Consider the following 22,845-nt stretch of genomic DNA (forward strand, 5'->3'; position numbering starts at 1 on the left):
CTGGCTGAGCATGCCCAGCGAGTACCTGGAACGACCGATGGCGCTGGCCAACCCGGCCACGGTGCAGATGTGCGAGCAGCAGTGCGAGGCGCTGCTGGCCACCCTGGACGTCCAGGAAGGCCTGCTGACCCGTGTGCGCCGCCTGCTGCTGGCGCGTCCCGGCGACTTCCCCGATCTCGAACAGGCCGCCCGCGAACTGCACACCAGCGGGCGCAGCCTGCGCCGGCACCTGTCGTCGCTGGGCACCACCTACCAGCAGGTCCTCGACGATGTGCGCAAGCGCCTGGCTCTGCAATACCTGACCACCACCCAGCTACCGCTGTACGAGATTGCCCTGTTGCTCGGCTTCAACGACTCGTCGAACTTCCGCCGGGCGTTCCGCAAGTGGACCGGCAAGCTGCCCAGCGACTACCGCGAAGCGCCCTGAGCCGACGCCGACGGTCCTCGGCACCAGGCGGATGTGCCATGCTTGGCGTTTCATAGAAATCCATGGCGCGCTTGCCGCGCCGACCGTGATCGGAGTCTTGCATGTCGACATCCCCCGCGCTGATCCGCGAAACCTTTCCCGTCGGGCCTTTGCAGTGCAACTGCGATCTTAAAAGTGCTGGAATAGCTTGACTTGTAAAGGTTCTTTATAAAATCTCTTTATTTTTCAGCTGGTTATGCTTTGGCAGTGTTAAGCGGTTTTCAGCATGATTTGGCAGTGCTTTGCTGGTTGAGGTGCCAATTTTGTGCCGACTCAGGTGGCCTTTCCTTCGGATCACTCTGGCGCTGCTTTGACTGAGATGGTCTCTTACGATCTTCTCACCCCAGCCTTGAAACGGTTGTCGTTGCTCAGCCTCGTAGGGCTATGGGGCGAGTGCCCTCTATTGCATTTAGGAAATGGAGTTTCTGTATGGAAATGAAAGATGAAGCCAAATGCGCTCCTGGTCGCGTAAGTGGGCTTGGCTTGTGGCGCGCAATTAAGTTCGAGAGTTTGTCCTTCATAGCGATAATGTTTGCTCTGTTTTTCACAAAAGGGTATGTGTACTTAGAAACATTGAATTCTAGGTTGGGTGTCCCGGTAAATAGACTTGGTTTTGATGGACAGTTGTATGCTGTGTACGGTGGCGTAAGCCTGCTTGTTATATTTACGGCGCTAATGATTGCGTTTGCCGGGGTGTTTGTTTTCACCTCTGTGATGATGTTCTTCGAGAACCCTAAGAGGCAAAGAAAGGACTTTGAGGTTAATCCTGATGGATGGTTTTGGCTGAGGCTGAGACATGCAAAGGACTTTATTGTTGTTGCTCTTGCAATGACGGCCTTTTCAGTGGCTTTGTATGGGTTATGGGCCGTTGTTGTCTCTGACTCAGTTGGAAGTGCGGAGAGGGCTGCATTTAAAGAAGTTCGTGACTGTAATGTTGCTGAGATAAGATTGAAAAATACAGACGTCGTTGCTGCGTGCATTGTTGGGGAAAGCGACGATATGTTGTATTTAGTATATAAGGGCGTGGAAAAAGATGGCTCTATAGAATTTGAAAAGGGCATTTTATCTAAGAGTTTAGTTGGGTCTGGACGAGTTGCATCAAGCATAAGACTTCCTGATTAGCCTTTTAAGGCTGTTATGAGGAAGTTGCGAGACGTGGCTGGTTATTGCGGTTTTTAGCGTTGTTCAGCGTTGTGTTGCACCGTCAAGGTAGAATTCTTATGTCAGTTCTACCTTCATGAGCTGAGCTGGTTTCGAGACCCTGTGTGCGTTCAAGACGCACATGGCGCTTATTCAGGCGACGGGGTTTAAGTATGAAGGCTCTTCTTACAGTAGCTGACTTGGCAGCCTATCTGCATAAGTCGGTTACTAGCATTCGTAGTGATGTTTCACGCAATCCGAGGTCGCTGCCTCCAATCTGTCGTCTACCAGGAACAAAAAGGCTTCTCTGGCGCGTGGAAGATGTAGAAAAATGGCTGGCAGACCATGTCTCTGGTGTCAGTTTTTCCACAGAGCCAGATACTTCTTTAGTTAGATCAAAACCAGGCCGTCCTACTAAATCGCAGCAGGTTAGGAAACAGAAAGCTGGTAGGCAAGGGCGGGAAGCCCTGAGCGATAAAAGCGTGATCGGCGTTTAGATATGTGCTCCGATATGACCTGTCCCCAGTTTTAGTACCGCTGCCTAGTTAGTAGGCCCTGGGGTTGATATTAATTTTTCCTGCTTCAGCTGCTGCTGGCGAGTTCGCCAACTTGCAGCAAATTCTGCCGGGGTGAGATTGCCAATCGCGCTGTGCGGTCGGTGTTCGTTGTAATCCCGCCGCCAGGCCGCGATGCGGATTCTCGCTTCGGCCAGCGAACAGAACCAGTGCTCATTGAGGCATTCGTCCCGGAACTTACCGTTGAACGACTCGATGAAGGCATTCTGCGTGGGCTTACCAGGTTGAATCAGCTTCAGCTTGATGTCGCGCTGATAGGCCCATTGATCGAGTGCCTTGCCGGTGAACTCGGGCCCCTGGTCGGTGCGGATCGCTTTCGGGTAGCCGCGAAACCGTGCCATCTCGTCCAGCGCCCGTGTGACGCGAAAGCCGCTGATACCGTGCATCCACCAGGATGCCGACCGACTCCTTGGTGAAGTCATCGACCACCGTCAGGCATTTGATCCGCCGCCCGGTGCTCAGTGCATCGAAGGCGAAGTCCATCGACCAGACCTGGTTTGATGCGCTCGGCAAACTCAGACGTTCGCGCTCCACCGCGACGCCATGGCGACGGTGCCGACGTTTCACCATCAAGCCGGCAGCGCGGTACAGGCGATAGATCCGCTTGTGGTTGACCTGCACGCCAGCACGCCGCAGCAGGATGTGCAGGCGGCGATAGCCAAAGCGCCGGCGCTCTTGGGCCAGTTCCACCAGTTGGGCTTGCAGCTCGGTGTTTTGCACACTGGCTCGCGGCTGGTAGCGCAACACCGAGCGGGACAGCCCGATCAACTGACAGGCACGACGCTCGGAGATGCCGGTTCGCGCCTGCATCTCCTGCACCGCCTCCCGCCGTGCTGTCGGGCTTACCCTTTTCCCCGGGCGACCACTTTCAGCGACTCGATGTCGAGGTGGGCCTCGGCGAGCAACTTCTTCAATCGGCTGTTTTCCAGTTCAAGATCCTTCAACCGTTTGGCGTCCGCCACGGTCATACCGCCAAACTTGGCCCGCCAGGTGTAGAACGAGGCATCACTGAAGCCGTGTCGGCGACACAGTTCCTTCACCGGCACACCGGCCTCCGCCTGCTTGAGGAAGTCGAGAATCTGCTCTTCGGTAAAACGCTTTTTCACTGCCGTCTCCTGCTCGGAAAACGGACTCTACTAAGTTTGACATGGTACTGAAATCGGGGGGCAGGTCACCCGGATGCTTGCGATTGATCTGAGGGCTAGCGGGTGGCGTAGCAAGACCGTAATGCGTGAAAGCTCGGAGTCGCTGCTGCGCTTTTTGGAGGTCACTTGTTCGGCGTACATCTCCAGGGCGTTGGCGAATGAGGTCGACTCGGCTTCGTTACGGCTGACGAACACGCCGGCATCCATCTCGCGCTTGATCATGGTTGCCCATGTTTTCGCTTCGGCCTGGATGTTGAACGTCTTGGTCTGTAAAGGCCATCCTTTACGTCTGACCTGCACCTGCCACTGTGATGGGCCGCGCTTCCGAATCGTCGCCATTAGAATTCTCGGCGTGACAAAATTGTGCCAAATATCATAAAGGAATGCCCATGGAAGCCGCAAAACCTGCGCTAATCCGCGAAACCTTCCCCGTCGGCCCCTTGCAGTGCAACTGCACCATCATTGGCGATCCGCTGACCAGGAAGGCCATCGTCGTCGATCCGGGCGGCGACCACGAACTGATCCTGCAGCGCCTCGACCGCCTCGGCCTGCAGGTGGTCAGCATCATCCATACCCACGCGCACCTGGATCACTTCCTCGCCTCCGGCGAGATGAAGAAGCGCACCGGCGCCAGCCTGCACCTGCACAAGGACGACCAGTTCCTCTGGGACAACCTGGAGATGCAGTGCCAACTGTTCGGCGTGCCCTACACGCCGGTGCCGGCCCCGGACCGCTGGCTGGCCGACGACGAGGAACTGGCCTGCGGTTGCGGAGTGGCACTGCACACGCCGGGGCATACGCCGGGCTCGATGAGTTTCTGGTTCCCCCGGGCGAAGCTGCTGATCGCCGGCGACACCCTGTTCCGCCGTGGCATCGGCCGCACCGACCTGTGGGGCGGCGACTCGGCGGCGATCCAGCGTTCGATCAGGCAGCGCCTGTACAGCCTCGACGAGGACGCCACGGTGGTCGCCGGCCACGGCCCGGACACCACGCTGGGCGAGGAGATGCGCGAGAATCCCTTCGTCAGGGGCTGAAAAGGATTTTTCCGAGCATCGGGAATTTTGCCACCTGGCTATGCTCTAAGATGTCGGCCGCCCCTCACGCAGGGGCGTTTCAGTACCTCGAGGAGTAGTTTTCCCATGTTCACCTCCCGTTGCCTGCCTCTGGCCGCAGCCGTCACCGCACTGGCGCTGCTCGCCGGTTGTGCCAACAACAACCCCTACGACACGCAAAGCCAAAGCCAGGGTGGCATGAGCAAGACGGCCAAGTACGGCGGACTGGGTGCGCTGGCCGGCGCCGTCGCCGGTGCCGCGATCGACCACAACAACCGTGGCAAGGGCGCGCTGATCGGCGCTGCCGTCGCTGGCGCGGCCGCTGCGGGCTATGGCTACTACGCCGACAAGCAGGAAGCCGAGCTGCGTCGGCAGATGGAAGGCACCGGCGTGGAAGTGCAGCGCCAGGGCGACGACATCAAGCTGATCATGCCGGGCAACATCACCTTCGCCACCGATTCGGCGAACATCGCTCCGAGTTTCTACGCGCCGCTGAACAACCTGGCGAACTCGTTCAAGCAGTACAACCAGAACACCATCGAGATCGTCGGCTACACCGACAGCACCGGCAGCCGCCAGCACAACATGGACCTGTCCCAGCGTCGTGCGCAGAGCGTGGCCGGCTACCTGACCGCCCAGGGCGTCGACGGCACCCGCCTGAGTACCCGCGGCATGGGCCCGGACCAGCCGATCGCGAGCAACTCCACCGCCGACGGTCGCGCGCAGAACCGGCGCGTCGAGGTCAACCTGCGACCGGTTCCGGGCGCCCAGGGCCCGGCGCAGACCCAGCCGCAGTACTGATCGCGGCCTGGAAGAAAAAGCCCGCCATTCGGCGGGCTTTTTCATGGGCGCTGGTCGGCGCTCTTCGTCCTACGCCTTGGCGTTACCGGGAAACTCGCGGTGCAGGCTGTCGAGCAACTGGTCCTTGCGCTCCCACAGCTGGTTGACCCATTGCTGGAATTCCGCGCGGTAGCCGGCGTCCTGGTCGTAGCTCTTGCCGAGGAACTGGCGCGGAATCTCCAGTTCCTCGAAGCGCACCACGACGTCCTTCAGGCGTCCGGAAAGCAGGCACCAGAAGGTCGGGCTGCCGTCCGGGTAGTGGATGGTCACGTTGACCAGGGTCTTCAATTGCTCGCCCATGGCGTCGAGGACGAAGGCGATACCGCCGGCCTTGGGCTTGAGCAGGTGGCGGAACGGCGACTGCTGCTCGTCGTGCTTGGCGCGGGTGAAACGGGTGCCTTCGAGGAAGTTGAACACCGCTACCGGGATGCGGCTGAACTTGGCGCAGGCCTTGCGCGTGGTCGCCAGGTCCTGGCCTTTCTTCTCCGGGTGCCTGGCCAGGTAGGCCTTGCTGTAGCGCTTCATGAAGGGGAAATCGAGAGCCCACCAGCACAGGCCGATGATCGGGACCCAGATCAGTTCCTGCTTGAGGAAGAAGCGCAGCAGCGGGATGCGCCGGTTCAACTGGTATTGCAGGACGAGGATGTCGACCCAGCTCTGGTGGTTGCTGGTGACCAGGTAGGAGTGTTGGTACTCCAGGCCCTCCAGGCCCTGGACGTTCCAGCGGGTGCGCTGGACCAGGTTCATCCAGCCCTTGTTGCAGGCGATCCAGCCTTCGGCGATCAGGCTCATGATCTTGCTGCACAGGCGCTGGGCGGCGGCGAACGGCAGGAGCAGCTTGACCAGGGTCATGCCGAACAGCAGGCAGGCCCAGCACAGGGTGCTGGACACCAGCAGCAGGCCGGCCAGGGAGCCGCGCAGGAAATGGGGGAGAAACGACAGCATCAAGGAGTCCTTGTACGTAGGCGCCCGGCCAGGGCCGGGCGCGTGGAGCGGGGCGTGGTCCCGCCGTTCACATGGCACATCCTCGTGCCTGGCCGAAGCCAGTGCCGCCCACTGGGCGGCGTTCCTTCAGGCCGGGGCCTGGGCGTCCGCCTGGATGGCGGTGAGGGCGATGGTGTAGACGATGTCTTCCACCAGCGCGCCGCGCGACAGGTCGTTCACCGGTTTGCGCAGGCCTTGCAGCATCGGCCCGACGCTGACGCAATCGGCGCTGCGCTGCACCGCCTTGTAGGTGGTGTTGCCGGTGTTCAGGTCGGGGAAGATGAACACCGTGGCCTGCCCGGCCACCGGGCTGTTCGGCGCCTTCTGGCGGCCGACGCTGGCGATGGCGGCGGCATCATACTGCAAGGGTCCGTCGATCAACAGGTCGGGGCGCTGCTCGCGCGCCAGGCGGGTGGCCTCGCGAACCTTGTCGACATCCACCCCGGAACCGGAGTCGCCGGTGGAGTAGCTGATCATCGCGACCCGTGCAGGGATGCCGAAAGCCTGCGCCGACGCGGCACTCTGCACGGCGATCTCGGCCAGGTCACTGGCCGAAGGATCGGGATTCACCGCGCAATCGCCGTAGACCAGCACCTGGTCCGGTAACAACATGAAAAACACTGACGACACCAGGTTGTAGCCGGGCGCGGTCTTGATCAGTTGCAACGCCGGGCGGATGGTGCTGGCGGTGGTGTGGATGGCGCCGGAGACCAGGCCGTCGACCTCGTCCAGGGCAAGCATCATGGTCGCCAGGACCACGCTGTCCTCCAGTTGCTGCTCCGCCATCGGCGCGTTCAGCCCCTTGCCCTTGCGCAGCTCGACCATCGGTTCGACGTAGCGCTGCCGCACCAGGTCCGGGTCGATGATCTCCAGGCCTTCCGGTAGCACGATGCCCTGGGCCTGGGCCACCGCCTGGACCTCGTCCGGCTTGGCCAGCAGCACGCAGCGGGCGATGCCGCGCGCCTGGCAGATCGCCGCCGCCTGCACGGTGCGCGGCTCGCTGCCCTCGGGCAGGACGATGCGCTTGCCGGCCTTCTGCGCGCGTTGCACCACCTGGTAGCGGAACGCCGGCGGCGACAGGCGCAGCTCGCGCGGCGTACCGCAGCGCTGCTTGAGCCATTCGAAATCGATATGCCCGGCGACGAACTCGGTGACCCGCTCGGCGCGCTCGCGGTCGTCCACCGGGATTTCCTTGTTCATCCGGTTCAGGTTGGTCGCGGTGTCGTAGGAGCCGGTGGCCACCGACAGCACCGGCAGGCCGCCCTGCAAGGCGCCGCGGCAGAGTTCCATGATCCGCGGGTCGGGCGGGAAGTCGCTGCACAGCAGCAGCCCGGCCAAGGGTACGCCGTTCATCGCGGCCAGGCTGGCGGCGAGGATGATGTCGTCGCGGTCGCCGGGGGTCACCACCAGCACGCCGGGCTTGAGCAGTTGCACGGTGTTGGGCACGGCGCGGGCGCATAGCACGATCTTCTGCACCCGGCGCTGCTCGTAGTCGCCGGCGTTGATCACCCGTGCGCTGAGCAGGTCGGCGATGTCGCGGGTGCGCGCGGCGTTGAGTTCGTCCTGCCAGGGAATGCAGCCGATCAGGCGGAAGTCGTCGCGCAGCAGCGGCGAGTGTTCGGTGAGGCGCCGGGCGAAGTCCGCCACACCGTCCTCGGCGTTGGCCGCGTCGGCCTCGCCGCGGACCTTGTTGAGGATCACCCCGAGCACCTTCGGGTCGCGCGGGCCGCCGAACAGCTGGGCCTGGATCTCGATACGGTCGGTCAGTTCGGTGAGCGTCTCGTTTTCCGGCGCGGAGACCAGGATCACCTCGGCGTCGAGACTCTTCGCCAGGTGGAAGTTGACCCGCGCGGCGTAGCTGGCGTGACGGGTCGGTACCATGCCTTCGACGATCACCACGTCCTTGTCGGCGGCGGCGCGCTGGTAGAGGCTGATGATCTCTTCGAGCAGTTCGTCCAGTTGGCCGTCGCCGAGCATCCGCTCGACCTGGGCCAGCGGCAGCGGCTTCGGCGTATCCAGGCCGTGGGTGCGCGCCACCAGTTCGCTGGAGCGCTCCGGGCCGAGGTCGCCGGGATGCAGTTGGGCGATGGGTTTGAAGAAGCCGACCTTCAGCCCGGCGCGTTCCAGGGCGCGAAGCAGGCCGAGGCTGATCGAGGTGAGGCCGACGCCGAAACCGGTCGGGGCGATGAAGAAGGTATGCATCTGGGCTCCTTAAGCCGTGCGTTTGGCCACGCCGCCTGGTTGGGCGGGGGCGTCGATCCAGTTCAGTCGAGCAGGGCCAGCGTGTCGAGGGCGATCTGCCGCTCTTCGTTGGTCGGGATCACCAGTACCCGCGGATGCCCCGCGGCCTGGATCGGCCCGGCGACGCCGCGCACGCAGCGGGCGTTGGCCTCCTGGTCGAGGCGCAGGTCGAACAGCCGCAGGTGGGCGGCGGTCTTGGCGCGCACCAGCGGCGAGTTCTCGCCGATGCCACCGGTGAAGATCACCCCGTCTAGCTGTGGCAGGGCGCAGCTCATCGCCGCCAGGGACTTGGCCAGGCGGTAGCAGAACACCTCGATCGCCAGGGCCGCGCCGGGGTGGCCCTGCTCGCGCTCCTGTTCCAGGGTGCGCATGTCGTTGGACAGGTCGGAGAGGCCGAGCAGGCCGCTTTCGTTGTTCAGCATCGAGTCGATGCGCTCCAGGCTCCAGCCCAGGGTCCGCGCCAGGTGGCTGTGCAGGTTGGGGTCGACGTCGCCGCTGCGGGTGCCCATCACCAGGCCTTCCAGCGGGGTCAGGCCCATGCTGGTGTCGAGGCTCTGGCCGTTGACGATGGCGCAGGTCGAGCTGCCGTTGCCGAGGTGGGCGCTGAGCCAACTGCTGTCGCCGACCGCCAACCCGGCCATTTCCGCGGCGCGGTGGCTGACGTAGCGGTGGCTGGTGCCGTGGAAGCCGTAGCGGCGTACGCCATGCTCGCGGTAGAGGGCTTCCGGCAGGGCGTAGCGGTAGGCGTGCTCCGGCAGGCTCTGGTGGAAGGCGGTGTCGAACACGGCGACGTGGGGCAGCTTGGGAAACAGCGTCATCGCTGCCTCGATGCCTTGCAGGTTGGCCGGGTTGTGCAGCGGCGCCAGCGGCGCGGTGGCCCGGATCGCCTCGACCACCCGGTCGTCGATGCGCGTGGCATGGGTGAACAGCTCGCCGCCATGCACCACCCGGTGGCCGATGCCGTGGAGCTTGCCGCCCGCGGCGTTCTGCACCATCGGCAGCAACTGGGCGAGGGCGGCGCGGTGGTCGGCGTTGGGAATCATCAGGCTGTCGCTGTCGCCGCCGCGCTTCCAGCGCAGCACCGCATCGCGGCTGCCCAGGCGCTCGGCGAGGCCGTGCAGGGGAAACAGGGAGTGGGCCTCGTTGACCAGGGCGAACTTGATCGACGAACTGCCGCAGTTGATCACCAGTATGTTGCGTGAGGGCATCACTGCTCCTTGGTCTGCTCTTCTTCTTCCCGGGCACACCAGCCGCAGCGAAATTCGCGGCCGAGCTGTCTGTGCCGCTCGTTTTCGTCAAGGACCCAGGCGCGCGATTGCCAGGGCGGTTGGTGGCGCAGGTGTTGAGTATGGCCACAGGACAAGACTGCCACCCAATGGCCTTCCTCGTCCTGATGAAAATCAATCACCCGCGACGGCGCTCGCGCGCCCCGTTCATCAGGGGCGCGGTCGCTTTCGGGGCTATTGATGCGTACACTTACGCATTCATCTTCTTTATCGAAAAGGTTTCGAACCATGCAGATCGCGGCCAACAAGGCGGTTTCCATCGACTATACCCTGACCAACGACGCCGGGGATGTCATCGACAGTTCCGCTGGTGGCGCGCCGCTGGTCTACCTGCACGGTGCCGGCAACATCATCGTCGGCCTGGAGAAGGCCCTGGAAGGCAAGAACGTCGGTGACGAACTGAGCGTCGCCATCGAGCCGGAAGACGCCTATGGCGAATACAGCGCCGAACTGGTCGCGACCCTGACCCGCGAGATGTTCGAAGGCGTCGACGAACTGGAAGTCGGCATGCAGTTCCACGCCTCGGCTCCGGACGGCGGCATGCAGATCGTCACCATCCGCGACATCGACGGCGACGACGTGACCGTCGATGGCAACCATCCGCTGGCCGGCCAGCGCCTGAACTTCAAGGTCAAGGTAGTCGACGTGCGCGAGGCCAACGCCGAGGAAATCGCCCATGGTCACATCCATGGCGAAGGCGGTCACCACCACTGATCGGCGTTCATTCGCCGATTGATGGCCTGGGCCGTCCGCCGGCGGAACTGCTAAGCTGGTATAGCGAAAGGCGCCTGTGGGCGCCTTTCGCGTCATGCGCCATGCCTGGGCTCTTTACCCCGTCCCTGGGGATGCGCCGCAGCCAGGGTTCTTGCCCGGTGCGGGGCTTGGCACGTTGTGTCGCTGAATGCGCAAGGAGTACGTCATGAGTGCCTTTCACGATCTCACCCTGCAGGGGTTGGATGGACAGGACCTGCCGCTTTCCCCGTTCAAGGGCAAGGTGCTGCTGGTGGTCAATGTCGCCTCCAAATGCGGCCTGACACCCCAGTACGCCGGCCTGGAGAATCTCTACCAGACCTACCGCGAGCGCGGTTTCGCGGTGCTCGGCGTGCCCTGCAACCAGTTCGCCGGCCAGGAGCCGGGCAGCGAGGCGGATATCCAGTCCTTCTGTAGCCTGAACTATGGCGTCAGCTTCCCGATGAGCGCCAAGGTCGAGGTCAACGGCAGCGCGCGGCATCCGCTCTATCGCCTGCTGGCGGGCGAGGGCGCGGAGTTTCCCGGCGACATCACCTGGAACTTCGAGAAATTCCTCCTCGGTCCCGACGGTCGCGTGCTGGCGCGTTTCAGCCCGCGCACGGCGCCGGACGACCCGGCCCTGGTGCAAGCCATCGAGAAGGCCCTGGGTTGATCTCCCGCGGGACGCGTTCGCGTCCCGCCGCTTCCTTTCCTGTCTTGCGCCGCTTCATGACGCAACGCGATAAGCCCCTGCCTGTAACGCCTGATCACCGCCGTTGATAATGCTGGGCGGACGAGACGACCGGTCATATTCTCTCGTTCCATGACTAGCAACCGACTCGACAAGCGTGAACTGATCCTGGCCAAGGGCTCCGAGGTCATGACCCGACGTGGCTACCACGGCACCGGGGTGCTGGAGATCGTCCAGGCCGCGCGCATCCCCAAGGGCTCCTTCTATCACTACTTCGACAGCAAGGAAGCCTTCGCCCAGCAGGCCCTGGAGCACGTCTACGCGCCGCGCCTGGCGCGCTACGCCCAGGCCCTCGGCGACAGCCGCTTCAGCCCGCGCGAGCGGGTGCTGCGCTACTACGGCGAGCTGCTGGAGCACTTCGCCCGCCAGGAAAAGCCCGAATACCACTGCTTCATCGGCAGCCTGAGCTTCGAGATGGCCGAGCTGTCGCCGCCGATCGCGGCCAAGGTCGAGTCGATCCTGCAGGCTTCCGCGCAAATCCTCCAGGACTGCCTGGAGCAGGCGCGCGAGGCCGGCGAACTGGCCGCCGACGAGGACTGCGCGAGCCTGGCCGGCTTCATCGGCTTCGCCTGGCAGGGCGCCCTGGCGCGCTTCAAGGTCGGCGCCGGCCTCGCTCCGTTGAATGCTTTCATGTCGCGCCTGGAACTGCTGCTCCGCGCCTGATACCTGCCCGAACCTCCCATTCCCCCTCAGGAGTCCGTCCATGAGTGCCCCCGTAGAAGCCCTGTTCCAACCGTTCCGTCTCGGCGCCCTGGAGCTGCCCACCCGTGTGGTGATGGCGCCGATGACCCGCAACTTTTCCCCGGGCGGCGTACCCAACGCCAAGGTCGTCGAGTACTACCGCCGGCGCGCCGCCGCCGGCGTCGGCCTGATCGTCAGCGAAGGCACCACGGTCGGCCACAAGGCCGCCAACGGCTATCCGAACGTGCCGCGCTTCTATGGCGAGGACGCCCTGGCCGGCTGGAAGCAGGTGGTCGACGCGGTGCATGCCGAGGGCGGGCGCATCGTTCCGCAGCTCTGGCACGTCGGCAGCGTTCGGCGCCTGGGCGTGGAGCCGGACGCCAGCGTGCCCGGCTACGGCCCGATGGAGAAGGCCAAGGACGGTAAGGTGCTGGTCCACGGCATGAGCAAGGCCGACATCCAGGAAGTCATCGCCGCCTTCGCCCAGGCCGCCCGCGACGCCCAGGCGATCGGCATGGACGGGGTGGAGATCCACGGCGCCCACGGCTACCTGATCGACCAGTTCTTCTGGGAAGGCAGCAACCAGCGGGACGACGAGTACGGCGGCAGCCTGGCCAATCGCTCGCGCTTCGCCGTCGAGCTGGTGCGGGCGGTGCGCGCGGCGGTCGGCGCGGATTTCCCGATCATCTTCCGCTTCTCCCAATGGAAGCAGCAGGACTATTCCGCGCGCCTGGTGGAAACCCCGGAGGGCCTGCGCGAGTTCCTCGCGCCGCTGGTGGAGGCCGGCGTCGACATCTTCCACTGCTCGACCCGCCGCTTCTGGATTCCCGAGTTCGAAGGCTCGGAACTCAACCTGGCCGGCTGGACCCGCGAGCTGACCGGCAAGCCGACCATTACCGTGGGTAACGTCGGCCTGGACGGCAGCGAGTTCCTGCAATTCTTCGGCAAAACCGACGAGGTGGCGCAGCCGGCGAGCATCGACGGCCTGGTGGAGCGCCTGGACAAGGGCGAGTTCGACCTGGTCGCGGTGGGCCGCGCGCTGCTGGTGGATCCGGAGTGGGCGGTGAAGGTCCGCGAGGGGCGTATCGGCGACATCAAGCCGTTCAGCCGCGAGGCCCTGGCCAGCCTGGTCTGAAGGCGCGTCCGCGACGCACCGGCCCGGCGCCGCGCCGGCAAGCAGATCCCACCCCTCGGGGTGGGATTTTTCATGGCCGTGATTTTTTCCGAAAACCCGCCGTGCGACCGGCTGACTTCAAAGTCCGAAACCGGCATTGTATGACCGCCAACACAACAATAGGCCGAGAAACGGCCAGAGGAGCGAATCCATGCGTATCGGCCTGGTGGTCGACGCGACCTGCGACCTGCCGCCCGAATTCCTCGCCGCCCACGGCATCCGCGTGATGCCGATCGGGATCCGCCTGGGCGAGCAGCGGCTCATCGATCGACGCGACCCCGACACCACCCTGAGCTTCTACCGCGACCACCTGCCCAAGGTCGGTAGCAAGGACGGCAGCCAGCCGCTCTCCGCCGCCGAGTTGCAACAATGGTTCCTCGACGAACTGGTGACCGACTTCGACTACGTGGTCTGCCTCACCGTCGACAGCCTGCGCAGTCCGATCTTCGAGCACGCCACCCAGGCCTCCTTCGGCCTGCTCCAGCACTACCACGAGCGCCGCCACGCGGCCGGCATCGCCGGTCCCTTCACCCTGCGCGTACTCGACAGCCACTCGGTGTTCGCCGGCATCGCCTGCCTGGCGGCCGAGGGCACGCGCCTGCTGGCGCAGGGCAGCCACCCCAACGCGCTGCGTACGCGCCTCGAACAGCTCAGCCAGCAGACCTGCACCTACCTGGTCGCCGACGACCTGGGCCACTTGCGCCGGCGCGGCTTCCAGAAGGGTGATCGCAGCGGTTTCGTCGACCGGGTCAAGGGCGCGGCGCTGGGGTTGGGCTCGCTGCTCGACGTCAAGCCGGTGTTCAGCCTGGCCGATGGCGAGGACAAACCGGTGGCGCTCTCGCCGAGCTTCGAGAAGTCGGCGGAGAAGCTGTTCGGCTATGCCCTGGCGCGGGTACAGGCGGGTGAGCTGCTGGCACCGCAACTGGGTCTCAGCTATGCCGGCGATCCGACCGCGCTGCGCGACCTGCCGGGCTTCGCCGCGCTGGAGAACGCCTGCCGCGAGCGCGACATCCACTTGCACCTGGGCATGCTCAGTCCCACCGGCGGCATCAACCTGGGCGCCGGGGCCATGAGCCTGGGCTTCATCGCCGCGCCGAAAGCCTTTGCCTGAGACCTACTCGCGGCTGCGTGGCAAGGCCCCGCCATCCTCCGCCGGCGGCCGCTCGGGCTTCGACCGAGCGGGCTGGACCAGCGGACTGGCGCAGGCGTCCTCCAGGTAGTTCTGGAAGTGCTCGACGATGCTGTCCCAACCTTGCCGGCTGGCGTGCTGGCGGGCGTTGAGACGGACCCGGCGCAGGCGTTCCTGGTCGTCCAGCAGCCAACTGGCGACTTCGACGAAGCCGCTCTTGTCGCCCGGCGCGGCGAGCACGCCGTTGTGCCCATGGCGGATGTGCTGGCCGGCGGCGGCCTGGTCGAAGGCGACCACCGCGAGGCCGGCGGCCTGGGCTTCGAGGACCACGTTGCCGAAGGTCTCCGACAGGCTTGGGAAGAGGAACAGATCGCCCGAGGCGTAGTGGGCGGCCAGGGTTTCGCCGCGCTGGACGCCGCAGAACAGCGCTTCGGGCAGGTCCCGTTCGAGGTGCTTGCGCTCCGGCCCGTCGCCCACCAGTACCAGGCGCAGCTTCAGCTGCGGATGGGCGGCGCAGAGCGCGCGGAAGGTGCCGCCGAGCAGGCCGAGGTTCTTCTCCGCCGCCAGCCGGCCGACGTGCAGCACGGCGATGTCCTGTTCGCCCAGGCCCCAGCGCCGGCGTAGTTCGGGATCGCGCCGGGAGGGATGGAAGAGTTGGCTGTCGACCCCGCGAGAGAGCAGGTTGAGGCGTTCGAAACCGCGCCGTTGCAATTCCATGCGCTGGCTGCCGCTGGGCACCAGGGTCATCTGCGTGCGGTTGTGGAACCAGCGCAGGTAGCCGGTGACCAGCCGGGTCAGCGGGCCGAAGCCGTAGTGCTCGCTGTACTGCTGGAAGTTGGTGTGGAAGCCGCTGACCGCCGGGATGCCCAGGCGCCGCGCGGCGCGCAGGGCGGAGAAGCCGAGCGGGCCTTCGGTGGCGATGTAGAGCACGTCCGGGCGCTGGCGCTTCCAGCAGCGCAGCAGCTTGTGCAGGCTCGACATGCCCCATTGCAGGCCGGGGTAGCCGGGCAACGGCCAGCCGCGGGTCAGCACCAGCTCGGCGTCGCTGCGCCGGCCGTCGTCGCCGGGCTGGCGCGGGCGCACCACCTGAACCCGATGGCCAAGCTGCTGGAGACCGGCATGCAGGCGACCCAGGGTATTGGCGACGCCGTTGACTTCCGGTGGGTAGGTTTCGCTGATCAGGGCGATGCTTAGAGGTCTGCTCATGACGTCAGTGTCGACCGACGCCGTGTAGCGGATGTGAAGTTTTGGTGACGCTTGCGTGACGGCGCCCCGGTCGGGGCGCCGTGGATTTCAGCGTTGCAGCAGGCGTGGGTTCTCCTCGCCGAAGATCTGCTTGCGCAGGGCCTTGAGGCGTTCGTCGATGGCGGCGTGACGCTGCTCCTCGCCGTCGACGCTGGCGAGCACCTCGGCGATCACCTTGTCCGACTCTTGCGCGTATTTGCGCAGTTGCTCTTCCTCGCCAGGCGTCGGCGCTTGCTGCTGGACGGAGGCGTTGTCCTTGAGCGCCATCCAGATCTCGAAGTCGAGCGCCTCGCGGCGCCTGGCATCGGCTTCCACATAGGGCGTCAGACGCTGGATCTCCTCGAAGGTCTGGCGCGGATCGGCGCCGACCGCCACCTCGCGCTTGAGCTGTTCGATCAGGCCTTCGGCGGCCTGCTTGCGTTCGATCTCGGACATCTGCCCGGCGTTGCGGCCGAACTCGCCGAGTTGCTGTTCCAGGTTGTCGGGAGCGGTGGCTGTATTCATCTCGGGGGCTCGGGAAGGAATGGAAGGTTTTGCCGCCGGTGTGGCCTGCGGGGGAGACGCGAAGGGCGCGACGGGCGCCGGCTCCGATGGGTAAAACAACAGGACGGCGCCGATGGCCGTGCCGCAGAGCAGCAGGGCCAGCAAGGTCCAGGTCAGGGTAGGTCTCATCGATGGACTCCTCGCTTCAGGTCGCTGCGATGTCGAGCAATGGATCGCTCCTGCTCGGCTTGCCGGTCTCGACGTGTCCGGCCAGGCGGCGGAGATAGTTGGCTTCCGTATTGCTGGCGGTCACGCTGAGGTCGTACCAGCCTTGGCTGCTGCGTAACAGCCACACTTCACTGATCGCCTGGTTCGGTTCGAGTTCATAGCGACGGCTGCCCTCCTGGGTATAGGCCGGGTTCGGCGTCACCGTCACGCTGCACGGCAGGCGGCCGAGATTGCGGATGTTCAACTGCAGGTTGCCGTTGCGTTGATAGGTGACCGATACCTCGGGCCGCGCCATCTGCGCGGCGAGATGCAGGTTGCCGTGGAACTCGCGGAAGAAGCCGTTGGGGCCGTGCACCTCGAAGGCGTAGCGGCCGTTGGCGTCGATCAGGTCGTCGAGTTCGTCGTTGAGGGTCCGGCCCAGTTCCTCTCCGCTTTCCTGGACCACCGGATAGCTGGTCACGGTATAGAAGCGCGGATTGCCGACTTCCCGCGGCTGCACCTGGAATACCGCAGCGGAGTGTCCCTGCGGATTGCCCGGCAGGCTCATGCCGTCGTTGCTCAGGGTCAGGCGCAGCTTGCCGGCGGCGATGTCGAGGGCCAGCGTGGCGTGCAACTGGTAGGGCACCGCGAGGGTAGGGCGCTGGCCCTTTTCCTGGCCGGGCAGGCTCTTGGGCTCGTAGGACCAGTACTTGGGGCTGGGCCGGTAGAACTGCTGCCAGTAGGCGTCCTCCTTGCGCGCGTCGCTCTGCGGGACGTTGGTCAGGTCGGGGGCGACCTGGGTATCGCCTGCGCCCTGGAAGTCGAACAGCGAAGTCAGGTCGCCGCAGACGGCACGCCGCCAGGGCGAGATGTTTTCCTCGACGACGCCGAAGCGGCGTTCGAGGAAGCGCAGCACCGAGGTATGGTCGAACACTTCGGCGCTGACCTTGCCGCCCTTCGACCAGGGCGAGATGGCGATCAGCGGGACGCGGTGGCCGAGCCCGATGGGCAGCCCGCTGGATGCCTCGATCTCGCCGGCGGTGCTGACCGTGGAAAGGCCGACGCCATCCTTCCACGGCGGCACCGGGGCGCTGGCGTGGTCATAGAAGCCGTCGCCCTCGTCGTAGTTGAGGATGAACACGGTCCTGGCCCAGACCTCGGGGTTGCTGGTCAGCGCGTCGAGCACCCGGGTCACGTAGTACTCGCCGAACGAGGGGCCCCACCAGGGATGCTCGCAGTAGCAGTAGGGCGCGACGATCCAGGACACCTGCGGCAGCGTGTTTTCTTGCACATCCTTGCGCAACTGGTCGACGCCGCGGGCGAGCATGGCGCGCTGCCAGAGGTCCGAATCGCGCGGAGCGTTCTTGAAGTTCCTGAACCAGGCGAGGGCGTTGCAGTCGTAGTTGTTCTGCTCCTGGAGCCGGTATTTCCAGTAGGCGTCGACGTACAGGTACCAGAGTGACGAGGAGCGGTAGCCGCCTTCCTGGTAGACCCGCCAGTCCACGCCAGCGGCGCTTAGCCGCTCGGGATAGGTGGTCCAGTCCACCGTGCCGCTGGCGCCGATGGTGCCGTCGCCCATGTCGTTGCCGATGTGTACGTCCTTGCCGTCGCCGCTGGGGGCGGCGCGTCCGCTCATGTGGTAGAGGCGGTTCGGATTGGTCGGGCCCATCATCGACTGGTGGTAGGCCTCGCACAGGGTGAAGGCGTCGGCCAGGGCGTAGTAGTAGGGAATGTCGCCGCGCTTGAAGTAGCCCATGGCTTCGGGATACTGCACCGCCATCCACTTGTCGTTGCGGCCCTGGTTCCAGATCGCGTGGAAGGCCGACCATTCATGGTTCTGCGAACTCACCCACTGGGCGCTGGTGACCTTGGTATCCCAGTGATAGGGGGAGAACTCGTACTTGTAGTTCTGGTACCAGACCGGCTTGCCGTCCTGGCGCTTGAGCGCGCGAGGGTCGTTGAAGCCGCGGACGCCGTTGAGGTGGCCGAAGTAGTGATCGAAGCTGCGGTTCTCCTGCATCAGGATGACCACGTGCTGGACGTCCTGGATGGTTCCGGTGCGGATGTCCGGCTCGACGGCCAGGGCGCGCCGGAGCGTCTCCGGGAACAGCCCGGAAAGGCCGGCCAGGGTAGCGGCCTGGGCGCCGTGCTTGAGAAAGGTTCGACGGCGGAATTTCCAGTTTTCGGTCATCGTTTTATTTCCCGGGTGGTTTTTTGATTTCCATCAATCTGCGTACTTCTTGTTTCGAGATGATTAATCGTCTTCGCTGTTTTTCCGGCAGGGAATACAGCGAGCCGATGGTTTCATGACGATAATTTATCGGTTGATCCCGAAAGCGACTTCGATATGACCTTGAGCGACAACTTGAGAAGTTTTTCGGGATAAAAACAAAGGGCATGGAAATAGAGTTCCATGCCCTTGTCGGCTGAATGAAAGGTCACTTGTTCATGTGTTTTAAATCACATTTTATTTGACGACTTTCATGCGTCATAAAGTTGGCTGGCGAATCTCGAAACCTTGGCTGGAGCCCGCTAGGGAGTGGTGCCGAGCACCTCGAAGGAGCGGGTCGAGCCGCCGATTTCGCTGATCTTCTGGGTCCAGAAGTTCTTCGCGTTGCCATAGTGCCTGATGTAGTAATGGCCGGGCTCGGTCCCTGGTGGAATGGACCAGCTGATAGTCGCTTTCGAGGCAGATATACCCACTCTCTCCCAGCGGTATTGGGTATACCAGTCATTATCGGTGGCAACGGTCACGGGCGTCTGTTTGCCATCCTTGCCGATATTCACCACCTCCAGGAAAGTCTTCTCGGTGCGCAAGTCATTCTTCGGATGTCCGGTCACGAAAGCGACGGTCACCTTGTCGCCGATGCGATAACTTTCCCTGGGTTGTTGCAACACGTCGCCGAAGGACTTGCCGATATAGGGATCATCGGCCACTACTCCGGTCTGGAAGTTCATCTGGCAGCAGGACAGGTCCGGCGCTATCGCCGAGGTTTCCACCGGCAGGCGTTCGCGCAGCGCCACCGCCATGTCGACGAACAACTGCTGGTAGGCGGCCTGGGTCCAGGGGCCGTAGAGGGTCGAGCCGCCTTCGTATTCCTGGGCGGCGTATTCCTCGCGGGTGGTGACGTAGCTGGCATAGGCATTCGCGTAGCCATTGAAGATCACATGGCGGATACCGGCCGCTTCGCTGGCCGCCTGCACCGCGCGGCGGATCCGCATCCCGGCCATCACGGTGAACTCGGCGGGGGCGCCGAGCAGTTCCAACTGGCCGATGCGGAACATCTGGATCGGCAGCACCGTCGGCGTCCAGGGGTAGGGTTTCTTGTTGCCGGTGTCGGCGAGGATGGTCTTTTCCGCCTGGCATTGCACCAGTTCCTGCGGCGGCACGCCGGTGAGCAACCCGCCCAGGGCCGAGAGGAACGGATTGTTGCCTTCCTCCAGCCCCAGCGGGCCTGGACCGTCTTCGGTGCTACCGGCGGCCAGACTGGTGCCGATGGCCGCGGTGCACAACTGGCGCGGCTGGCCGTCGGTGAACTCCGGGCGGATCGACAGGCGGGTGAAGTCGACGAAACGGAAGCGCGAATCCAGTTCGCCGAGCACTTCCTCCTGGGCCTGGCCGGCGATCTCGTAGGCCTTGGCGAATTGGCGCAGACCGATCTCGCGGGTGTTGTCGAACTCGTTGTCGAAGGGACCGGAGCCGGGCTTCAGGTTCAGGTTGGGCGACAGGTTGCCGGCATTGGTCTGGGCGAAGGCGGCGACGAAACCGCTCTTGCGGCTGACGTCGTGCTCCCAGTGATAGGAGGCGTAGCCCTTGTTGTCCGGGGAGATCAGGTGATTGGCGTTGGTCATCGAGGTGCTGTGCACCGGGAACCAACTGATCGCGCCGGCCAGCTCGCCGTTGGCGTCGACGAAGCTGAGCACGCTCATCTGCGGGTCGATGCCATCCTCGTAGCCGGCGATGTCCGGATTCTTCAGGTGCGACAGCAGCGAACGGTTGCGGCTGGCGTTGCGCAGCTCGCCGCTGCCGTAGAACAGGCGGCCGGGCTGCAACCTGGCCTGGGCCCGCTCGATGGAGCGGACGATGCCGTCGACGATGGCATTGAAGGTCTTTTCCTGGAAGCCGAGCACCGACAGGTTGTACATCGCGTAGTGGGAGAAGCCGCCCGGACCGGAGTGGGTGTGGGTGGCGGCGAGCATCACGTTGTTCTCGTCGTAGACACCGGGGTACTTCGCCTTGAGCCGGGCCAGGACCTTCAGGTGCACGGCCTGGAAGATCATCCCCAGGTCGGTGTTGACGTAGACCAGGCGACGTCCGCTGGCCGCTTCCTCGATCACGAAGGCACGCGCCCACTGGCGCATGTGGATGCCGGCGGTCTTCTGTTCGAGGGAGGAGTAACCCATCATGCCGACTTCGGCGGCTTCGCCGGTGATGTCCGCCTTGCCCAGGCCGAAGCGGTAGGGCAGGTCGTCGGCCCTGGCAGGCATGGAGAGCGCCAGCAGGACGCAGGACAGCAACAGTGCGGTGACTACGGAACGTGACATGGCGACCCTCTTCTTGTTTTCCGCCGCTGGGCGGGCTGGGGACGGTGGTCATCGAAAGCGGGCCGGAGCCTGCCTCGCCTGGTTGCCACTGTAGTGCCAGGGTGGCGGCGTCGAGGGGGGCGTAGCGGACAGGAAGGGGGTGAGCGCCGGCCATCCTGCATGGACGGCAAGGCCGGCGGGTAAAAAAAGGCCGCCTGCGTGGGGAAGCACCGGCGGCCAGTCGGTTCGGCAGCGTCGAGCCGGCCTGCAAGGGCTGGCGCAGGTCTCGGCTGCGGCCTGCGCCGACGCTCCCGAGGGCATTCGTAGTGTGCCCGACGCCGGCTGTCAGGGCGCTGACGCCCGCCTGACAATGCCGACAGCGGACACCGGGCGCATGCTTATTTCACCAGCGCCTTCTCGCCTTCCTCGCGGACCCAGAACAGGGTGGCGCCGGCGACGGCGGCGGGCATCATGACCAGGTTGACCAGCGGGATCAGCAGCGCCAGGTAGGTCATCCCGCCGAAACCCATGCACGCCCAGCGCTTGCTGCGCAGCCAGGCGAGCATCTCGTTCCAGCCGAGCTTGTGGTTGTCCGCCGGATAGTCGATGTACTGCACCGCCATCATCCAGATGCCGAAGAGGATCCACAGCGGCGTGGCGATCAGGTTGACCCCGGGCACGAAGCTCAGCACCAGCAGCACCAGCGCGCGCGGCAGGAAGTAGGCGAGCTTGCGCATCTCGCGACCCATGGTGCGCGGGATCATCGCCAGCAGTTCGGCCCAGTTGAACGGCGGGAAGTCGTCGCGGCCGCGAACCACCACCTCGACCTTTTCCGAGAGGAAGCCGTTGAACGGCGCGGAGATGATATTGGCGACCATGGTGAAGGTGAAGAACACGATCACCAGCACCAGCAGGACGAACAACGGCCAGACGATGTACTGCAGGAAGCTCAGCCAGTCGGGCAGGCTGGGCATCAGCAGGTCGACCCAGTGGCTGAACTGCTGCATCGCGAAGCCGATCAGCAGGGCGAACACCAGCAGGTTGAGGGTCAGGGGGATCAGCACGAACAGGCGCAGGCCGGGACGCATGATCAGCTTCAGGCCTTCGCCGAGGTATTGCGGGCCGCTCAGGGCTGGCATAGGGAATGGTTCTCCGATGGGATGCGGGCTGAAACCTTAGCAGACTGGCGAAAGCCCGCGACAGAGCCTGTTTGACCGCGCATTTCAGGCTGGCGCCCGGTACAGGCAATAGTGGTTGCGCTGGCGCTTGGCCTGGTACATGGCACTGTCGGCGGCACGGACCAGTCCTTCGGCGTCGCCGGCGTGCCGCGGATAGAGGGCGATGCCGATGCTCGGGGTGACGAAGTCGATGCGTTCGCCGTTCAGCGCGAGCGGTTGGACCAGCGCCGCCAGCAGGCGTTCTGCAAGGCGCTGCGGATTGTTCTCCTGGCTGTCCTCGAGGAGCACAGCGAATTCGTCGCCGCCCAGGCGGTAGGCCTTGTCCGGCTGTCGCAGGGTGCTGCGCACGCGCTCGGCGACGGCCTTCAGGAGGGCGTCGCCGACATCGTGGCCGAAGCGGTCGTTGACCTCCTTGAATCGGTCCAGGTCCAGGTACAGCAGGGCCAGTTCGCTTCCGCCGGAGCCGGCCCTGAGCAACGCCTGGCCGAGCTGCTCGTCGAAGGCCTTGCGGTTGCCCAGGCCGGTCAGCGGGTCGCGGTAGGCCATTTCCAGCAATTGCTGCTGGTAGGCGATCTGGTCGCTGACGTCGCGGACGATGCCGCGGTAGCCCCGCAGTTCGCCTTGCAGGTCGTGGATCAGCGAAACCGTGGCCTCGAAGTAGCCGAGGCTGCCGTCGGCGCGCTGCAGGGGGATGGCGAAGGTCTTGCCTGCGCCGCTCTGCATGGCGCGCTGGAAGGGTTGGCGGGCACGCGCCAGGTCGTCTTCGCCGAGCAGTTCGTAGTAGGGGTGGCCGATCAGCGTTTCGCGCGTCTGACCGAGCAGTTGGCAGAGCGCGGGGTTGACGGTGAGGATCACGCCGTCGACGTCCATTTCGAAGTAGCCGTCGCGCATCGACTGGAGGATCGCCCGGTCGCGCGCCTCGCTGTGTTCCAGGCGCTCGAGCATCTGGTTCATCTCGCCCGCCAGTTGTCCCAGCTCGTCGTTGCCGAAGTCGCTCAGGCGTATCGAGTGGGCG

19 protein-coding genes and 3 pseudogenes are annotated in these 22,845 nt (G+C 64.5%); 10 read left to right on the plus strand and 12 right to left on the minus strand.

The window, feature by feature from the left end; translation table 11 throughout:
- From oruR to FFS27_RS09535, 3 genes and pseudogenes are all read left to right on the plus strand, one after another.
- A pseudogene (gene oruR, locus FFS27_RS09530) lies at window positions 1–427 on the plus strand (ornithine utilization transcriptional regulator OruR); the annotation flags it as partial.
- 101 nt (window positions 428–528) lie between these two features.
- A pseudogene (locus FFS27_RS33565) lies at window positions 529–597 on the plus strand (MBL fold metallo-hydrolase); the annotation flags it as partial.
- 298 nt (window positions 598–895) lie between these two features.
- Complete coding sequence (locus FFS27_RS09535; RefSeq protein ID WP_124135708.1) at window positions 896–1,588, plus strand: hypothetical protein; 693 nt, start codon at window positions 896–898, stop codon at window positions 1,586–1,588.
- A 559-nt stretch (window positions 1,589–2,147) separates the two neighbouring features.
- Here the strand turns inward: FFS27_RS09535 and FFS27_RS09545 are convergent.
- Window positions 2,148–3,287, minus strand: a pseudogene (locus FFS27_RS09545) (IS3 family transposase).
- A gap of 30 nt (window positions 3,288–3,317) precedes the next feature.
- Window positions 3,318–3,665, minus strand: a complete 348-nt coding sequence (locus FFS27_RS09550) for a hypothetical protein (RefSeq protein WP_021264320.1) — start codon at window positions 3,663–3,665, stop codon at window positions 3,318–3,320.
- A gap of 50 nt (window positions 3,666–3,715) precedes the next feature.
- Here FFS27_RS09550 and FFS27_RS09555 point away from each other — a divergent pair, with 50 nt between their 5' ends.
- Both FFS27_RS09555 and FFS27_RS09560 read left to right on the plus strand, forming a co-directional pair.
- Window positions 3,716–4,360: an MBL fold metallo-hydrolase gene (locus FFS27_RS09555; protein WP_012614442.1), complete on the plus strand. Its 645-nt coding sequence runs from the start codon at window positions 3,716–3,718 to the stop codon at window positions 4,358–4,360.
- A gap of 105 nt (window positions 4,361–4,465) precedes the next feature.
- Entirely contained in the window at window positions 4,466–5,179 is a 714-nt protein-coding gene (locus FFS27_RS09560) for an OmpA family protein (RefSeq protein WP_003085808.1), read from the plus strand.
- Window positions 5,180–5,248: 69 nt separating this feature from the next.
- Here FFS27_RS09560 and FFS27_RS09565 read toward each other — a convergent pair whose 3' ends face one another.
- The 4 genes from FFS27_RS09565 to FFS27_RS09580 all read right to left on the minus strand — a co-directional run bounded on the left by FFS27_RS09565 (window position 5,249) and on the right by FFS27_RS09580 (window position 9,989).
- Complete coding sequence (locus FFS27_RS09565) at window positions 5,249–6,163, minus strand: acyltransferase (RefSeq protein ID WP_021264321.1); 915 nt, start codon at window positions 6,161–6,163, stop codon at window positions 5,249–5,251.
- Window positions 6,164–6,289: 126 nt separating this feature from the next.
- Window positions 6,290–8,404 carry a phosphate acetyltransferase gene (gene pta / locus FFS27_RS09570; RefSeq protein ID WP_003085813.1) on the minus strand — a complete coding sequence of 705 codons (2,115 nt, stop codon included), beginning with the start codon at window positions 8,402–8,404 and terminating at the stop codon, window positions 6,290–6,292.
- Window positions 8,405–8,466: 62 nt separating this feature from the next.
- Complete coding sequence (locus tag FFS27_RS09575) at window positions 8,467–9,651, minus strand: acetate kinase (protein ID WP_003085814.1); 1,185 nt, start codon at window positions 9,649–9,651, stop codon at window positions 8,467–8,469.
- Window positions 9,651–9,989 (minus strand): DUF3565 domain-containing protein, encoded by a 339-nt coding sequence (locus tag FFS27_RS09580; protein ID WP_003109430.1) that lies wholly within the window; start codon window positions 9,987–9,989, stop codon window positions 9,651–9,653. Before FFS27_RS09580 ends, FFS27_RS09575 begins: the two co-directional genes overlap by 1 nt.
- On the opposite strand from FFS27_RS09580, the gene FFS27_RS09585 reads away from it, so the two are divergent.
- The 5 genes from FFS27_RS09585 (at window position 9,958) to FFS27_RS09605 (ending at window position 14,175) form a co-directional block, all read left to right on the plus strand.
- Complete coding sequence (locus FFS27_RS09585; protein WP_003085816.1) at window positions 9,958–10,443, plus strand: FKBP-type peptidyl-prolyl cis-trans isomerase; 486 nt, start codon at window positions 9,958–9,960, stop codon at window positions 10,441–10,443. The genes FFS27_RS09580 and FFS27_RS09585 overlap by 32 nt on opposite strands.
- A gap of 205 nt (window positions 10,444–10,648) precedes the next feature.
- Window positions 10,649–11,131: a glutathione peroxidase gene (locus FFS27_RS09590; protein ID WP_003109429.1), complete on the plus strand. Its 483-nt coding sequence runs from the start codon at window positions 10,649–10,651 to the stop codon at window positions 11,129–11,131.
- A gap of 150 nt (window positions 11,132–11,281) precedes the next feature.
- Window positions 11,282–11,872: a TetR/AcrR family transcriptional regulator gene (locus tag FFS27_RS09595; RefSeq protein ID WP_003085819.1), complete on the plus strand. Its 591-nt coding sequence runs from the start codon at window positions 11,282–11,284 to the stop codon at window positions 11,870–11,872.
- Window positions 11,873–11,912: 40 nt separating this feature from the next.
- Complete coding sequence (locus tag FFS27_RS09600) at window positions 11,913–13,025, plus strand: NADH:flavin oxidoreductase (RefSeq protein WP_003085824.1); 1,113 nt, start codon at window positions 11,913–11,915, stop codon at window positions 13,023–13,025.
- Between the two features lie 190 nt (window positions 13,026–13,215).
- Entirely contained in the window at window positions 13,216–14,175 is a 960-nt protein-coding gene (locus FFS27_RS09605) for a DegV family protein (RefSeq protein ID WP_003085826.1), read from the plus strand.
- Window positions 14,176–14,178: 3 nt separating this feature from the next.
- On the opposite strand, the gene FFS27_RS09610 is transcribed toward FFS27_RS09605, so the two are convergent.
- The 6 genes from FFS27_RS09610 to FFS27_RS09635 form a co-directional block, all read right to left on the minus strand.
- Complete coding sequence (locus FFS27_RS09610) at window positions 14,179–15,399, minus strand: glycosyltransferase family 4 protein (protein WP_003085828.1); 1,221 nt, start codon at window positions 15,397–15,399, stop codon at window positions 14,179–14,181.
- 87 nt (window positions 15,400–15,486) lie between these two features.
- A complete protein-coding gene (gene plcR, locus FFS27_RS09615) occupies window positions 15,487–16,110 on the minus strand; it encodes a phospholipase C accessory protein PlcR (protein ID WP_023101476.1) in 624 nt (207 codons plus the stop codon).
- 16 nt (window positions 16,111–16,126) lie between these two features.
- Window positions 16,127–18,319, minus strand: coding sequence for a phosphocholine-specific phospholipase C (locus tag FFS27_RS09620; protein WP_023101475.1), 2,193 nt, complete (start codon window positions 18,317–18,319; stop codon window positions 16,127–16,129).
- Between the two features lie 341 nt (window positions 18,320–18,660).
- Window positions 18,661–20,673 (minus strand): ceramidase CerN, encoded by a 2,013-nt coding sequence (gene cerN, locus FFS27_RS09625; protein WP_019486727.1) that lies wholly within the window; start codon window positions 20,671–20,673, stop codon window positions 18,661–18,663.
- A 377-nt stretch (window positions 20,674–21,050) separates the two neighbouring features.
- A complete protein-coding gene (cysZ, locus tag FFS27_RS09630) occupies window positions 21,051–21,791 on the minus strand; it encodes a sulfate transporter CysZ (protein WP_021264322.1) in 741 nt (246 codons plus the stop codon).
- An 84-nt stretch (window positions 21,792–21,875) separates the two neighbouring features.
- The coding region (locus FFS27_RS09635; RefSeq protein WP_137951984.1) for a diguanylate cyclase domain-containing protein at window positions 21,876–22,845 on the minus strand (970 nt) is incomplete at its 5' end.

Source organism: Pseudomonas sp. 2VD (genome assembly GCF_005503585.1).
Lineage (GTDB): Bacteria > Pseudomonadota > Gammaproteobacteria > Pseudomonadales > Pseudomonadaceae > Pseudomonas > Pseudomonas aeruginosa.

Bases quoted from the DNA above. Each gene is read 5' to 3' on its own strand.
- FFS27_RS09535 (WP_124135708.1), top strand. From the start codon at position 896: ATGGAAATGAAAGATGAAGCCAAATGCGCTCCTGGTCGCGTAAGTGGG.
- FFS27_RS09550 (WP_021264320.1), bottom strand. From the start codon at position 3,665: ATGGCGACGATTCGGAAGCGCGGCCCATCACAGTGGCAGGTGCAGGTC.
- FFS27_RS09555 (WP_012614442.1), top strand. From the start codon at position 3,716: ATGGAAGCCGCAAAACCTGCGCTAATCCGCGAAACCTTCCCCGTCGGC.
- FFS27_RS09560 (WP_003085808.1), top strand. From the start codon at position 4,466: ATGTTCACCTCCCGTTGCCTGCCTCTGGCCGCAGCCGTCACCGCACTG.
- FFS27_RS09565 (WP_021264321.1), bottom strand. From the start codon at position 6,163: ATGCTGTCGTTTCTCCCCCATTTCCTGCGCGGCTCCCTGGCCGGCCTG.
- pta (WP_003085813.1), bottom strand. From the start codon at position 8,404: ATGCATACCTTCTTCATCGCCCCGACCGGTTTCGGCGTCGGCCTCACC.
- FFS27_RS09575 (WP_003085814.1), bottom strand. From the start codon at position 9,651: ATGCCCTCACGCAACATACTGGTGATCAACTGCGGCAGTTCGTCGATC.
- FFS27_RS09585 (WP_003085816.1), top strand. From the start codon at position 9,958: ATGCAGATCGCGGCCAACAAGGCGGTTTCCATCGACTATACCCTGACC.
- FFS27_RS09580 (WP_003109430.1), bottom strand. From the start codon at position 9,989: ATGGAAACCGCCTTGTTGGCCGCGATCTGCATGGTTCGAAACCTTTTC.
- FFS27_RS09590 (WP_003109429.1), top strand. From the start codon at position 10,649: ATGAGTGCCTTTCACGATCTCACCCTGCAGGGGTTGGATGGACAGGAC.
- FFS27_RS09595 (WP_003085819.1), top strand. From the start codon at position 11,282: ATGACTAGCAACCGACTCGACAAGCGTGAACTGATCCTGGCCAAGGGC.
- FFS27_RS09600 (WP_003085824.1), top strand. From the start codon at position 11,913: ATGAGTGCCCCCGTAGAAGCCCTGTTCCAACCGTTCCGTCTCGGCGCC.
- FFS27_RS09605 (WP_003085826.1), top strand. From the start codon at position 13,216: ATGCGTATCGGCCTGGTGGTCGACGCGACCTGCGACCTGCCGCCCGAA.
- FFS27_RS09610 (WP_003085828.1), bottom strand. From the start codon at position 15,399: ATGAGCAGACCTCTAAGCATCGCCCTGATCAGCGAAACCTACCCACCG.
- plcR (WP_023101476.1), bottom strand. From the start codon at position 16,110: ATGAGACCTACCCTGACCTGGACCTTGCTGGCCCTGCTGCTCTGCGGC.
- FFS27_RS09620 (WP_023101475.1), bottom strand. From the start codon at position 18,319: ATGACCGAAAACTGGAAATTCCGCCGTCGAACCTTTCTCAAGCACGGC.
- cerN (WP_019486727.1), bottom strand. From the start codon at position 20,673: ATGTCACGTTCCGTAGTCACCGCACTGTTGCTGTCCTGCGTCCTGCTG.
- cysZ (WP_021264322.1), bottom strand. From the start codon at position 21,791: ATGCCAGCCCTGAGCGGCCCGCAATACCTCGGCGAAGGCCTGAAGCTG.